At 72.4% G+C, this 14,038-nt stretch carries 9 protein-coding genes and 1 pseudogene; 8 read left to right on the top strand and 2 right to left on the bottom strand.

What is annotated here, in order from left to right:
* Window positions 1-185 precede the first annotated feature (185 nt).
* Window positions 186-1,979 carry a hypothetical protein gene (locus RNL97_RS26150; RefSeq protein WP_313751264.1) on the top strand — a complete coding sequence of 598 codons (1,794 nt, stop codon included), beginning with the start codon at window positions 186-188 and terminating at the stop codon, window positions 1,977-1,979.
* Window positions 1,980-2,002: 23 nt separating this feature from the next.
* Here the strand turns inward: RNL97_RS26150 and RNL97_RS26145 are convergent.
* Window positions 2,003-2,154 (bottom strand): annotated as a pseudogene (locus tag RNL97_RS26145) (polysaccharide deacetylase family protein); the annotation flags it as partial.
* Between RNL97_RS26145 and RNL97_RS26140 the strand changes: the two are divergent.
* Window positions 2,117-2,347, top strand: coding sequence for a hypothetical protein (locus RNL97_RS26140; RefSeq protein WP_243316514.1), 231 nt, complete (start codon window positions 2,117-2,119; stop codon window positions 2,345-2,347). The pseudogene RNL97_RS26145 and the gene RNL97_RS26140 sit on opposite strands and share 38 nt — an antisense overlap.
* 279 nt (window positions 2,348-2,626) lie before the next feature.
* Window positions 2,627-3,277: a hypothetical protein gene (locus RNL97_RS26135; protein ID WP_243315484.1), complete on the top strand. Its 651-nt coding sequence runs from the start codon at window positions 2,627-2,629 to the stop codon at window positions 3,275-3,277.
* A gap of 206 nt (window positions 3,278-3,483) precedes the next feature.
* Here the strand turns inward: RNL97_RS26135 and RNL97_RS26130 are convergent, their stop codons facing one another.
* Window positions 3,484-6,333, bottom strand: a complete 2,850-nt coding sequence (locus RNL97_RS26130) for a toll/interleukin-1 receptor domain-containing protein (RefSeq protein ID WP_243315483.1) — start codon at window positions 6,331-6,333, stop codon at window positions 3,484-3,486.
* Between the two features lie 483 nt (window positions 6,334-6,816).
* On the opposite strand from RNL97_RS26130, the gene RNL97_RS26125 reads away from it, so the two are divergent.
* Genes RNL97_RS26125 through RNL97_RS26105 form a run of 5 tightly spaced genes read left to right on the top strand, consistent with a single transcriptional unit; the run spans window position 6,817 to window position 14,036 of the window.
* Window positions 6,817-9,327, top strand: a complete 2,511-nt coding sequence (locus tag RNL97_RS26125; RefSeq protein WP_313751263.1) for a sensor histidine kinase — start codon at window positions 6,817-6,819, stop codon at window positions 9,325-9,327.
* A complete protein-coding gene (locus RNL97_RS26120) occupies window positions 9,324-9,728 on the top strand; it encodes a roadblock/LC7 domain-containing protein (RefSeq protein WP_030581565.1) in 405 nt (134 codons plus the stop codon). The genes RNL97_RS26125 and RNL97_RS26120 overlap by 4 nt, the downstream gene beginning before the upstream one ends.
* A 42-nt stretch (window positions 9,729-9,770) precedes the next feature.
* Complete coding sequence (locus RNL97_RS26115) at window positions 9,771-10,985, top strand: ABC transporter substrate-binding protein (protein WP_030581561.1); 1,215 nt, start codon at window positions 9,771-9,773, stop codon at window positions 10,983-10,985.
* A gap of 1 nt (window position 10,986) precedes the next feature.
* Complete coding sequence (locus RNL97_RS26110; RefSeq protein ID WP_032765395.1) at window positions 10,987-13,191, top strand: branched-chain amino acid ABC transporter permease; 2,205 nt, start codon at window positions 10,987-10,989, stop codon at window positions 13,189-13,191.
* Window positions 13,188-14,036: an ABC transporter ATP-binding protein gene (locus RNL97_RS26105; protein ID WP_243315481.1), complete on the top strand. Its 849-nt coding sequence runs from the start codon at window positions 13,188-13,190 to the stop codon at window positions 14,034-14,036. Before RNL97_RS26110 ends, RNL97_RS26105 begins: the two co-directional genes overlap by 4 nt.
* Window positions 14,037-14,038: the final 2 nt, after the last annotated feature.

Raw genomic sequence — 14,038 nt, 5'->3', positions numbered from 1 at the left:
TGAGGTCTCAGCGAAGTCTCACGCCCCGCTGGTACCAGGGAAGTTCCGGATGCGTGACCACTTGAACGAAGGGTCGCTGATCGCTATGACAGGAGGCCGTGCACCGAAGTGACCCTGGAGGTCCGATGGCCGAGGCGCCCGCAGCCGCCCCGCCGGTACAAGCCACGCCGAACTCCCTGCGGGAGGTGGTGGCAAGCCGTGGGCTGGCCAATCTCACCGGCCCTCTCGGCAGCGGGAAGTCCCGGTTAGCCGCCGGCCTCGGGCCCGTCTCCCTCCTTGACCTCGACCGGCCCGGCGCCCTGGAGCGGCTGCCGACCGCGCTCGCCGAGGACACCCCGGCTCCACTGGTCGTGGACAGCGCCGACCATGACCACGCCCTCGCCGCGCTGGAGCCGCTGCGGCTGCGCCCGCCGGGAAGCGGCCGGCCCGTCCTCGTGGTCAGCAGGCGCTCTTTGCTGGCCCGGCCGGGATGGGCCCACACGGGGGTCTCGGTCGTGGAGACCGGCCCGTGGCCGGACGCGCGGATCGGGCGTCTGGCGACGGAGGCGCGGGTGAACGACGCGCGGTCCCGGGAACTGATCGTCCGGCTCGCCGCGGGCAACCCGCTGATCGCCGACGCGGCCTGCCGGGCTGTCCACGCGGGTGCGCCGCCGACCGCGGCCGGGGCGGTGGCCGACGGCGCCGCCCGGGAGATCATGGAGCGGCTCTCCCGGGAGCAGCCCGCCGGGCCGTGGCGGCACGCCCTGGTCCGACTGGCCACGGTGTGGTCGGCGGACGAGGAACTGCTCGACGCCGACCCGGACCTGTTCGACACCCTGGCCGGGCTCAGCCCGGTCGTCCCCACCGACCTCGGGCTGGCCCTCGCCGAGCCCTTCCGCGGGGTGATCGAACTGGCCCATCGCTGGCGTCGGCCCGCCGCCCACCGCGGGGCGTGGGGCCGCGCGCTGACCCACCGCAAGAAGCTGCTGGCCGACGAACCCGCCGCCGACCGCCGCAGCCGTCTCACCGAGGGGATCATCGCCCTGGCCGATGACGACGCCGTCCGCGAGACCATGTTCCCCATCAGCGTGACCCGGGACGTGATCCACACCGCTACCCCGGACGACGCCGACGCCATCGGCACCCTGATGCGCCAGTGGGCCCGGCAGGGCGGGCTGGACACGCGCTGGACCGACCGCCTGGTGGAACGCTGGCTCGTCGACGACCCCACCAGCTTCCAGTTGGTCCGGGACGGCGGCGACCGGATCATCGGCCTGACGAACACCCAGCAGGTCACCGAACGCACCGTGAACTGTGTGGAACCTCTGCTCCAACAGCACACGGACCGGCTGCTCGGCCGCCCGCGCGGCACCGGGGGATGGCTTCTCGGCGCGGCCTACTGCCCCGACCGGGGCGCCCATGCGCACCTGCTGCGCGGCCTGCTGCGCCAGGTCATCACGGGCGGCCTGCTGCTGACGGTGTCCACCCCGAACCCGGACTACCAGCGGCTGCTGCGCGGGCTGCGCTTCCAGCGTCACGGCACCACCACCGACGACGTCTACCGCTGCGGGCGCAAGCCCGAGATCTTCAGCCAGGACTTCGGTTCCGCCGCGCTGCCCGACTGGACGGAGCGGCTCGCCCGCACCTCGGGGACGCGCGGCGGACCGCGTCCGACCGGCCAGGAGGTGGCCCGTGCCCTCGCCAGCATCGCCGACCCGGCCCGGCTGGCCGAGAGCCCGCTGCTCTCCTCGCCGCGCCCCCGGGCGGTGGCGGAACTGCGCGCGGACCTGTGGGAGGCGGTGCGACGGCTGGCGGACAGCGAGGTGCGGGAGGAGGCCGAGGCCGGGTGGATTCTCCAGCACTACTACCTCGGACGGCCGCGGACCCATCAGCGGCTCGCCCAGCAGCTCCACATCAGCCGGGCCACCTACTTCCGAAGGCTCCGGCACGGCCTGGACCGGGTGGGCGCCGGGCTCGCGGCGGAACGGAGCGCCCCGTGAGGGGCGCCGGGAGGACGGCAGCAGACCGCGCCCGGCTCAGCGCTGCCGGGACCAGCGGCTGCGGCACGGTCACGAAGGGGTAGCTGCGGGCGGTGAGAACGTCGATGCCGGGCACGGCGGGCACGGTGCCGTCGTAGATGTCGTGCAGCAGGATGATCCCGTGCCGGGACGCCCGGCAGGCCGGGGTGAGCTGCACCGGCGCAGCGCAGCTGACCGCAACCATGATCATGGCCGTCGGAGCCGTATGGACACACGCGCGGCCCTCCCCGGCGATGCTCGCCGCTACGAAACAACTGGACTTCGTGACCACCTTGCGCGAGACGGTGGCCACACTCACCGCAGGCACCCTCGCCCGCGCCTCCGCCTGACACCGGCCCCGGGGCGGAGCCAACACCTCTGCCCGAAAGGCCTTTTGGGCCCGGGGTCCGGCTGTTGGCGATATCTTCGTACTGCCCGGTCACGTCGCCGGGCAGTGCATCGCACGGTGATGCCATGGCACGAGGGACCGGTGGGGACGGATGAGTGCAACGCAGCCCGGAGGGGGACCGAATCCCAGGTGGAGGGTCCTGAGAGGCACCACGTTCCGGCTGCTGGGTGCTGCCCTCATCGGGGCGCTCACCGGGCTCGCGGTCTTCAGTCTGACCCAGGTGACGAACCGCAGTCTGTTCGCGATCACCGGTGGGGTGGCGGGCGCGGCGGCGGTGCTGGCGGTCCAGTGGTACCAGCGCACCGCCCGTCTCACCGAGGTGAAGGTGACGGTCCCGCAGCTGAGCGAGCTCACCTTCGCGGTGAACAACGATTCGCGGCAGGTGGCCTGGCAGATGTTCGTGGAGACGGTGACGCGGGTGTCCACCCAGCCGCTCGCCAGCGACCAGGGCGTGGTCCGCGAGGCGCTCAGCTCGATGTACGGGCTCTTCGCGACGACGCGCGAGACGCTCAAGGCCAGTCGCCCCACCGCCACCGTGCCGAGCGGGCAGACGGTGGAGTACCTGGCCATCACGATGCTCAACCAGGCGCTGAGGCCCTTCCTGTCCCACTGGCACCCTCGGCTGCAGGAGTTCGAGCGGGCACACCCCGACGGGCACGAGTCGGCGTGGCCGGAGAACGCGGCGTGCCGGACCGCGTTACAGGAGGTCCAGCGGGACATCTACGACTACGCGATCGGCTTCGCCCGGCTCGCCGGTGTACGGGAGGCCGAGGCGCTGATCGGAGTGGTCCCCGCTCCCCGTTCGCCCGGGGCGGGGGGTGGCGGCGACGACAGGTCCCCGACGGTCGTCCGCCCCCATACGCGGAGCTGAGGGGGCGGGGTGAGGGCGGCCAGACCGGCGTGCCCGGCTCGCCCGGGCCTTCGTGGTGTCCACCGGCGAGCGGCGATGATTGCGGTTCGTGGGCACGCTCAGGCCCCAGAAGTACGAGGGTGGCCGCGCCAGCGGCTTCGACGACATCGAACCGGCCTCGCGCCGGGTCACCGCCGGGAACCACGCGCCACCGGGCAGGACGGCCCCTACGGCCGGCAGGGGGCGTCGACGGTCAGATCGCTCAGGTACCGGTCGTAGTCCGCCTTGCTCAGCGGGTCGTCCACGATCTGGCACAGCTTCGCGCGCCAGTCGGCGACATCGAGGGAGCGGCGGAGAAGGGTCCCGCCGGAGTCCAGGGTGAGGACACCGCTGCCGGAGCCGGAAGCGAGCCGGAGGGCCGGTTCCGTCGCGTCGGTCGGCCGTGCCGGGGTTTCCAGTGCCCACTGCCCCAGGTACTCACCGTTCCTCGCGTCCCAGAGCTCCAGCCCGCTCCGGCTGTCGGTGGTGAAGGCGTGGGCCAGAGTGCGGGCGTCACGGCTGAAAACGATCTCCTGGAGTCCCGGCGCCTGGACGACGGAGCTGAGGACGACCCGGCCCGTACGGATGTCGAGGAGCGAGACACGCCCGTCGGCGTCCACCGAGGCCAGCCTCTCGCCGCCATGGCTGACGGCGGCGTTCAGGATCCTGAGGGCTGAGGCGAGCCCCCCGCCCGCCATGACCTCCTCGAAGGTGCTCTTGCCCGACCACCGCCACACGTGGACATCGCCCCCGACCGAATCGATGGCCGCCAGGGTCTTCCGGTCGCCGCTCATGGCCAGCAGTTGGTACATGCCGTCCCCGGGGAGGAGGACTTGCTTCACACGCCATGTCCGGGTGTCGATCAGGAGGACACCACTGGCCCAGGCGGTCACCACATGAACATCGTCCGACAGATAGAACAGACGCAGGCTCTGGCCCGACTCGGGCGCATAGTCCTCGAAGGCCTTCTCCTCTCCCACCTGCTCCCCGGTGCGGGGGTCCCAGGAGGAGAACACGCCCTGGTCGACCACGGTGACGCGGCTGCCGTCGCCCGTGGCGGTGATCGCCCCGTCCTGTTCATGGACCGGGCGGGGGATCCGGCCCAGTCTCCGGAATCCGCTTGCTCCTTCGGAGACGGCCCAGAGCTCCGTCCCCTTCGGCCCGGACCGGTGGGCGATCCCTCCAGCGGCATCGAGTTCAGCCGCCTTCAGGCGCTCCTCGTTCGGCAGGGACCGGTGAAAGCCCGCTCCGCCCGCGGAGAAGAGCGACACGGCCCCGTCACCGGACCCGGCGGCCACCCAGCGGCCGTCGTCCGAAGCCGCGACGCTGCTGACGGTCCAGCTGAACGAGCCCAGGGTGCGCAGCCGACGCAGCTTCGCGTCCAGGAGGGAGACCTGCTTTCCCTGGGCGGCCACGAGCGAACCGGAGCCGTCCGCCGGGAGGACGGCCTGTTGCAGCGAACCCGTGGCCGAGGCGAGCCGCTTACCGGTGGAGAGATTCCAGAGCTCCGCCTCCTCCTGACCCGTCGAGCCGAAAAGGGCCGTGTCGCCACTGCCCGCGAAGGCGACGGAGCGGGCCTCAGCCGGGATGTCCGGCAGCTTGCCGCCGGCCCTCCACCCCCGGGTTCGCGGATTCCATGTGCTGAGATCGCCTCGGGAGGTCTCCAATGCCGTCAGGAGGCGGGAGTCCGCGGAGAAGGAGAGCCGGAGGTCCCCCGGGGCCGGCCGGTGGTCGACACGTTCGCCGGTGCGTACCTTCCAGACGGTGAGGTGCTGGGTCTGCTCTTCGCCGGGCGTGTGGTACGTGGCCGCGACCCATCGGGCGTCGCCGGACAGCGCGTAGGCGTGCAGGCGCCTGAGCGACTGGGGGAGGTCCCCACCCTCACTCGCGATGATCGTACGGAGCAACTTCCCTCGCTGGACGTCCCAGATCTGGATCCTGTTGTAGGCGCTCTCCAGCATCAGGATCCGCCCGTCCGTACTCAGCTCCAGTGCTCCTCCGCCCAGGGCCCATTGGGCGTTCAGGGACCTCATCGCTCTGCCCTTGCGGATGTCGTGGATGTGCACGCCTCGGCCTCGTTCCGCCCCACCACCGAGGTCCGAGAAGTACGCCAGTGTGCTGCCGTCGCCACTGATGGCGACCTGGGTGGCGGCGGCACCTCCCGAGCCCATGTAGTCGGCCGCGGCCCCCAGACCGCCCAGCAGATGGCGGGCGACGTTGCTGTTGGCGTCCACCGCCCGGGCCAGCGCCCGCGCCGACTCGCTCGTCGGCTCGGCCTCCTCCGCGTACAGGGCGAACTGGGCGGCCTTCCGCGGATCCGCGTCCGCCAGCTCCATGGAGTGGGCCGCGAGTGCCTGCGATGCGGAGACGCGGGCGCGCTCCAGGGCCTCGCCGCGTTTCTGCCAGGCGTAGCCGCCCGCGGCGAGGGAGGTGACGAGCAGCAGCGAGAGGACGGTGACGGCTCCCCGGAGGAGGCGGAGGGCGATACGACGCTGCTGGATGTCCTCGCTGTCCAGTTCGTCCTTGCCGCGGCCGTGCAGGGGAGCGGCCAGGGCGGCGACCGCGCTTCTGAACTCCGCCTGGCGCAGCGAGTACTTCCGGCTCCGGCGGACCTCGGCCAGATCCACCCAGAGGGGCTCGGCCTGGAACACTCCTTCGAGCATGCGCGGCAGGGCCGTCGTCCGGGACCAGTCGAAGTCACCCGCCGCGGGGTCCCAGTGGACCGCCCCGGAGCCGACCGCGATGAGGATGCGGTCCGGCGACCGGTTTTCCAGCCAGAACCGGATCTCCTTCTGCACCCAGCGCGAAGCCGCCGCTTCGGGTGAGGCGAGGTAGATGAAGTACCGGGACCGCTCGAGCTCGCCGAGGATGGACGACCATAGGTCGTGGCTGGCGGAGAGGCTCGTGGTGTCCCGGAAGACGCTGATCACCTGACGCCGTGTCCAGGGCCGGGCGAGTTTGTGCATCCCGCGCTGCAGGGCCTGTGCCAGCTCCCTGTCGCGCGCATGGCTGTACGAGATGAACCCGTCCCGTTCCATCGACACTTCTCCCCACGTGCCCGCGCCCCGGTGCTTCCGGGCGCTCCCCCGTCCGACAACTCGCAGGATGACACGCGGGGTTCGGCGCGACGGCGGTTTCACCCCGGCGTGAACCCGATAGATGGCCGCGGCACGGGTCGCCGAGTGCACGTCATCGCCGGGGCAGCGGACCGGCAGGGGACCGGCACCGGACCGGCCGTCGATCCTCAAAAGGCTTTGTTTTCTGCTCACTTGTGAGTGAATCAGACCCGCCGCTGTGCGATCGGTGTGCATTTTTTCGCTGGTTTACCCACCCCAAGGAGCGTGCTTCGGCATAGGATCATGCCGCGTGTGCCCCTGGGGCCCCTTCCGTACCATCCGCCTCACTGTCCCCAGCGGTACGCCGTCACCGACGCCCCCACCGGACCCCCACAACCCGTTAACAGGTATCCGCGTGTCACCGATACTCAAGCCCAAGCCCGGTTCCGGCGATGGAGCCGCGCAGTGAAAATCAATCGTCGCCTCGTCCTCCTCGTCACCGCGCCGCTCACCGTGGCCGTCGCCTTCTCGGTACTGGCCCTCGCCCCCGCGACCAATCAGGCGCTCCAGGCAGGGCGGTTGACCTCGATGGTCGAAGTAGCTGATCAGGCCGGCGAGTTGACCTATCGGCTGCAGCGCGAGCGGGCGGCCGCCACCGCCCTGGTCTCCGAACAGGGAGACGCGGAGGAGTTCCGGTTACGTACGGAGGAGACCGACCGGAGCATCGCCGGATTCCGCAGCGGGGCCGAGGGACTCTCCGCCGTACCGGGCAGCGCCAGGGGCGCTCTGGACCGTATCGAGCGTTTCGCGGAGGAGATGCCCGGGCTGCGCGCCCAGGTCCGCTCGGGAAGCAGCACCGTCTCCGCCCTCGCCTTCGGCTATCGGATCGTGATCGCCGACCTCAACACCTACCGCGACGGCATCGCGCAGGCCGACGGCGTGGACGCCGACATCGCGGACCGGATCCGCGCCGCGGCCGCCCTGTCCGAGGCGGCGGAGCACACCGCCCAGCAGCAGGTCACCGTGGCGAGGGCGCAGGCCGCGGGCGGGTTCACCACCGCGTCGCAGCGGACCTTCGACGCCGGCCGGATGGGCTACACCGAGTCGATCGGCGTCATGTTCGACCTCGGCCCGGGCGCCTGGCGCACCTGGCTGGAACGTACCCTCTCCGGAGCGAAGGCCCTGGAGGCCCGGCGCCTCGAGGACGAGATCGGGCGCACGGGCACCGGCAAGGAGATCACGGTCGCCCCGAAGGAGTGGCAGAAGGCGGCCAACGACCGCCAGGAGCTGCTGCGTTCGGTGGAGAAGCGGGTCGACGCGGCCGTTCTCGCCCAGGTCTCCGACGTCCGCACCACCCTCATCTGGACGGCCGGGGCGGAGGTCGCCCTGGTGGTGCTGACCCTGGTCGGCGTCGTCGTGGTCGCGATCCGCCTGGGCCGCGTCATGATCCGGCGGCTGCGCGACCTGCGCAACGCCGCGCACGAGGTCGCCCACTCGGGGCTGCCCACCGTGATGAGCGAGCTGTCCCAGCCCGGCGCGCTGCGCGGTGCGACGCCCGAGGAAGTGGCCCGGCGCACCGGTGACCCGGTCAGGACCACGGGCGAGGACGAGATCGGCGAGGTCGGTGAGGCGTTCAACGCCGTCCATCACGAAGCCGTCCGTCTCGCCGCACAACAGGCGCATGCGCACGAGCAGTTGGCCGAGACACTGGTCGGTGTCGCGCGCCGGGGAGCCCGGCTCACCGCGGTCATGGTCTCCGAACTGGACACCGTGCAGCGGGACGAGGCCGACCCCGTACGGATGAAGACCCTCTTCGCGCTCGACCATCTCGCGGTGCGCATGGAGCGCAACACCAACAACCTTCTGGTGCTGGGCGGTTACGGGAATGCCCGGGTCCGATCCGCCGATGTGGGGTGCTCCACCGTCATCGTGGCCGCCGCGCAGCAGATCGAGCGGTTCGACCGCGTCTCGCTCGGCGTGATCGAGTCGGGAATCGGCATCACCGCCCGCGCCGTCCACGACGTGGCGCACATCCTGGCGGAGCTGCTCGACAACGCGACCCGGTACTCGCCCCCGGACAAGCAGGTCGGGGTCGCCGTCTGGCGGCTGTGGGACCGGGCGGTCGTGCAGATCGTCGACGAGGGGGTGGGCATGACGGCGGAGCGCCGCGCCGTCCACAACGCCGCGCTGCGCGAACCGCAGGCGGGCATCGGCGACGTCCGGTCCATGGGGCTGCACGTGGTGGCCCGGCTCGCCGCGCGCCACGGCATCGTTGTCGAGCTGCGCGACTCCTCGGGCCCCGGCACCATCGCCGAGGTCACGCTGCCCGCGAAGGTGCTGGCCCTGGACTTCGTGGAAGACCAAGGGCCGTCGCAGGGCGATCCTGGCAACGATGTCGGTTACGAGACGCCCCCGCCGATCACACCCCCGGGGCCGCAGGGCCGCAGGCAGCCGGCCCGAGCGGGGGCACGGCCCGGCCGCCATGGCACCCCGGTCGGCGCGGGGATCGGTCCGGCCATGGGTCCGGCCGTCGGTACGGGCATGGGCCCGGCCGTAGGGACGGGCGTCGGTGCTGCCGGGGCCGACGCACCGGCGGCCGGCGGCGACCGGGAAACCCCGCCCGGCCACGAGCGGCCCCGTGACGACGGCCCGGGCGGCGGCGCGCGGGATCGGGGACACGGCGCGGCGCCCGCGCCGCGCCCCGCGCGCGACGAGCCGGTGTCACGGGTCGCGGGTGTCAGCTCCTCGGGGCTGCCCGTGCGCCAGCGCCGAGCGCCCCAGCAGTGGCCCGCCGCGGGCCGACGGGAGGGCGCCGAACAGCGCCCCGGCGCCGGCTCCCCGCGGCCGTCGCCCCGCCGCCGGGACTCCCGGCAGGTCTCCGACGTACTGGCGGCCTATGCCCAGGGGATCAACAGGAGCACGAACCACCGGGGGCGTTCCGCCCCGGACGACCACACCGAACGGACCGAGAAATGACCACCTCCTCCGACCTGAGCTGGATCCTGAGCGATTTCGCCGGGCGCCTCCCGGAAGTCACCCAGGCGATAGCCGTGTCCGTGGACGGACTCGCGTTGGCGTACACCGGCGTAGAGCGCGACGACGCGGAGCGGCTGGCCGCCATCGCGTCCGGCGTCGTCAACCTGCTCTCCGCGGCAGCCCAGTTGACCGATACCGACCCGGTGGAGCACAGCCTCACCGCGATGGAGGGCGGCTACATGTTCTCGATGGCGGTCTCCAGCGGGGCCTCGCTGCTCGTCACCACCACCAGGGACGCGGACATCGGCGAGGTCAGCTACATGATGTCCGAACTGATCAACCAGGTCGGCGATTCACTGTCGCCCGGGGTTCGCGACCCGAGCCTGCCGCCCGCGCGCTGAACACCCCCTCCCTGACCGCCCCTCCCCCCGATGAGAGTCCTCATGTTCCCCTTCGCCCCCTCCGCTCCCCGCCGCCGCAGAGTCCGGTTCCGGCCGGCCGGCGCCGCCGCCCTCGCCCTCGGGCTCGCCGCCGTCACCGGTTGCAGCGGCGGCGGCAGCGGCTCCGCCGACGACACCGTGAAGATCGGCCTGGTGGCCTCCCTGTCGGGCACCTACGAACCGGTCGGCACGGAGCTGCGGGACGGCTTCAAGCTGTATCTGGACACCCACGGCAACAAGCTGGGCGGTCGAAAGGTCGAGCTGATCGTGGCGGACGAGGGCGACGGACCGCCGACCGCCGTGCCCGCGGCCACGAAGCTGGTCAAGAAGGACAAGGTCGACGTGTTGACGGGGCTCGTCGGCGGCGGCTCGGTCAACGCGGTGCTGCCGCTGATCCAGCAGGCCAAGATCCCCCTCCTGGGGTCGAACGCCCGGCCGCCGGTCAAGGACATCGAGTACGTGTGGACCACGAGCTTCCTGTCCGACGAACCGGGCAAGGCCATCGCCCCGTACATCAAGGAGAAGGTCGACGGCCCGGTCTACGCGATCGGCCCCGACTACCAGGGCGGTTACGACGAACTCCGAGGATTCACCGATGAGTTCAAGCGTGTTAAGGGCAAGCTCGCCAATCCGGACGGCAAGACCACCTGGACGCCGTTCCCGAAGACGACCAACTTCATGCCGTACTTCGCGGAGATAGCCAAGACGGATGCCAAGGCGGTGTACTGCTTCTACGCCGGCAAGGCCGCGATCGACTTCGCCAAGCAGTACGCCCAGTCGGACATCGCCGATCTGCCGCTGTACACGGCCTTCGTCACCGAGGGCAGCGTGCTTCAGGCGCAGGGCCCGGCCGCGAAGGACATCTACTCCGTCCTGAACTACGCGGCCGACCTGGACAACGAGGCCAACCGGAAGTTCGCCGCCGACTGGACGGCCGAGCACGACACGCAGCCCACCACCTACGCCATGTCGTCCTACGACGCGGCAGCCGTGCTGGACAAGGCGATCGCCGACGCGGCGAAGGACGGCGAGGTGACGCCGCAGACCATCAACAAGGCCATCGCGGGTCTCGGGCAGATCGACAGCCCGCGCGGCGCCTGGGAGTTCGGCGACAAGGCCCACTCGCCGGTGCAGACCTGGTATCTGCGCCAAGTGCGCCCGGACGGTGCCCAGTTGGCCAACGTCATGGTCCAGGACCTGGCGACGCTCGGCAGCTGACATGGAGCTCCTGGATGCCCACCTCGTACCGGCGGTGGACGGAGTGGCCTTCGGGCTGCTGCTGTTCGTGGTCGCCGCCGGTCTGAGTCTCGCCTTCGGCACGGCGGGTGTGCTGAATCTGTCGCACGGCACGCTGTACGCGATCGGCGCGTACACGGGGGCCGAGCTGAGCGACGGGACCTGGGGCGGTCTCGCCCTCGGTCTGGCCGCCGGAACGGCCGCGGCGTGCGTGGCGGGGGCGGGGCTGTCCGCCGCGACGGCTCCGCTCGCCCGGCGCGGGCATCTCGCGCAGGCGCTGCTGACGTTCGGGCTGGCGCTGATCGGCGGTGACCTGCTCGTCCAGTTCTTCGGTGCGGACGAACTCCCCGTCCACGTACCGGAGGTGCTCGACTCCTCGGTGACGCTGCTGGGGCACCGCTACCCGGCGTACCGGCTCTGCTTCATCGTGATGGCCGTGCTGCTCGCGGCGTTCGGGACGTGGGTGCTGACCCGGACCCGTATGGGTGCGGCGGTACGGGCCGCCGCCGACGATCCGCAGATGCTCGCGGCCACCGGCCACAGCCCCCGGGCGGTGCACACCGGTGTCCTCGCGGCGGCGGGCGCGCTGGCCGGGGCGGCGGGTGTGCTCGGGGCGCCGATCATCGGCCCCGGACCCGGTACGTCCGAGAACGTGCTGATGCTCTCCCTCGTGGTGGTCGTGCTCGGCGGGCTCCGCTCGCTGTGGGCGACGTTCGCGGCGGCGGTCGCCGTGGGCGAGGTGCAGACGCTGGGCGTCTCGGTGGCGCCGGAGCTGGCGCCGTATCTGCTCTTCGCGGCGATGGCGGCGGTGCTGGTGCTGCGCTCCCGCTTCGCGGAGCCGGCGGGGGCGGGGCACGGCTCCGAGGCCTCCGCCCCGGACCCGGTCGCCCGGCTCCGGGGCCGGCTGGCGGGCCGCCTGCGGCGACGGCGGGGCGAGGCGGCGGTGAAGGCAGGGCCGCGGGACACGCCGGGGGTGGCGGGGACGCCCTCCGGTGCGGGGCCGGGTCCGGCCGAAGCTGGTCCCCCCCGGGGCCGGAACAACGCCCCGGCGTGGCCGGCCCGGCTGCCGGGCAGGGCCACGTGGTGGCAGGCGGCCCCGGTGCTCGTCCTGCTCGTGGTGCTGATCGCCCTGCCCGCCCTGCTCGACGCGTACAGCATCTCGCTGGCCGGTTCCGCCCTGGCCCTCGGGCTGCTCGCGGTCAGCGTCACCGTCCTCACCGGGTACGCCGGACTGCCCACCCTCGGGCAGACGGCGCCGTTCGCCGTGGGCGCGTACGCCACCGCGAACCTCGCGGACGCCGGGTGGACCGTGGGCCCCGTCCAGATCGTCCTCTCGGCGCTCGCCGCCGCCGTCTTCGCGGCGGTGGTGGGGCCCGCGGTGATCCGGGCCCGCGGCACGACCGTACTCATGATCACGCTTGCGATCGGCGAGCTGACCGGCGCGGTCGTCAACCAGCTCAAGTCGGTCACCGGCGGCGCCGACGGCCTCGTCGGCTTCCCGGCCACACAGGCTCTGTGGGGCGGGGAGGGAATGCTGGAGGAGAGCGAGCTGTACAACTACGCGCTCGTCGTGGCCGTCGTCGCCGTCGCCCTCACCCTGCTCGTCCTGCGCTCCCCGGCGGGAAAACTGCTGACCGGCACCCGGGGCGCCGAGGCGCGGATGCGCGCCTCGGGACACCCGGTGGGGCGGTACCTGCTGGTGGCCCACATCTGCGCGGGCGCGCTGGCCGGTGTGGGCGGTTCGCTGATGGTGACCGTGCAGCAGTACCTCTCCCCCGCCGACGTCGGGTTCGAGATCGCCGCGTTCGCCCTGCTGGCGGTGGTCATCGGCGGTACGACGTCGGTGATCGGCGCGCTGCTGGGCGCCGGGCTCATCGTGGCCACCCGGGACTGGGTCGCCGGTTCCTGGCCGGGCCACGGGCCGCTGCTGCTGGGCGTGCTGTTCGTCGCGACGGTGTACGTGCTGCCGCGCGGGCTCGCGGGTCTGCGGGGCGGTGGAGGAGCCGGACGCGGCGGGGAGCCCGGGCCGCCCTCCGATACGGCAGGCGCTCCCGGAACACCGGGAGCGTCCGGGGCCTCCGGGGTGCCCGGGGCCTCCAGAGCTTCGAACGCCTCCGACGCCTCCGGGGCCGAGGAGCAGCCACCGTCCGTGTCCGCCCCGACCCGCGCCGGGAAGGCCTCCCCATGACATCGCCACCCGCACCGGCCACCACGCCCCCTGCGGTCCTCGCCCTCGACCGGCTCACCCGCAGGTACGGCACGCTCACCGCCGTCGACGACGTGAGCCTGCGACTGCCGACGGGGGCCCGGCACGCCGTCATCGGCCCCAACGGGGCGGGCAAGACCACCCTGCTCAACCTCATCGCGGGCACCGACCGGCCCGACCACGGCACGATCGCTCTCGACGGTGCCGACATCACCCGTAAGCCCACGGCGAAGCGGAGCCGTCTCGGTATCGCCCGCAGCTTCCAACAGCCCTCGGTGATAGCGGAGTTGTCGGTACTGGACAATGTGGTGCTGGCGGGTTGGCCGCACCATCCCCAGCGTCGCGGAGCATGGCGCAGACCCTCCCGTCACCGGCTGCACGAGGAGGCCGCGGGCCGCCATCTGGAGACGGTCGGCCTCGCGGACCTCGCCCACCGGCCGGCCTCCGCGCTCTCGCACGGGCAGCGCCGCATGCTCGACCTCGCCGCCGCGCTGGCGGGTGACCCCCGGCTGCTGCTCCTGGACGAACCGGCTGCCGGGCTGACCGACGGCGACATCGGCCGGCTGCTCGGCATCCTCGGGGCGCTGCCGTCCAGCGTCGCGGTCGTCCTGGTCGAGCACCATGTCGAGGTGGTCGCCGAACTCGCCACGTCGGTGACGGTGTTGGCGGCGGGGCGGGTGCTGGTCAGCGGACCGACCCAGGAGGTGCTGGCGCATCCGGAGGTACGGGAGGCGTACCACGGAACCGGCCCGTCGGCGGGCCAGGACGGTGCCCGGGCCAGGACGATCCCGACCGTCTGCCCGTCCCCCACCGACGCGAGAGGATGACC

Origin of the sequence: Streptomyces parvus (assembly GCF_032121415.1) — a bacterium.
Lineage (GTDB): Bacteria > Actinomycetota > Actinomycetes > Streptomycetales > Streptomycetaceae > Streptomyces > Streptomyces globisporus_A.
Note: the sequence above shows the minus strand (reverse complement) of the source record. Positions and strands in the feature narration are given on the sequence as shown.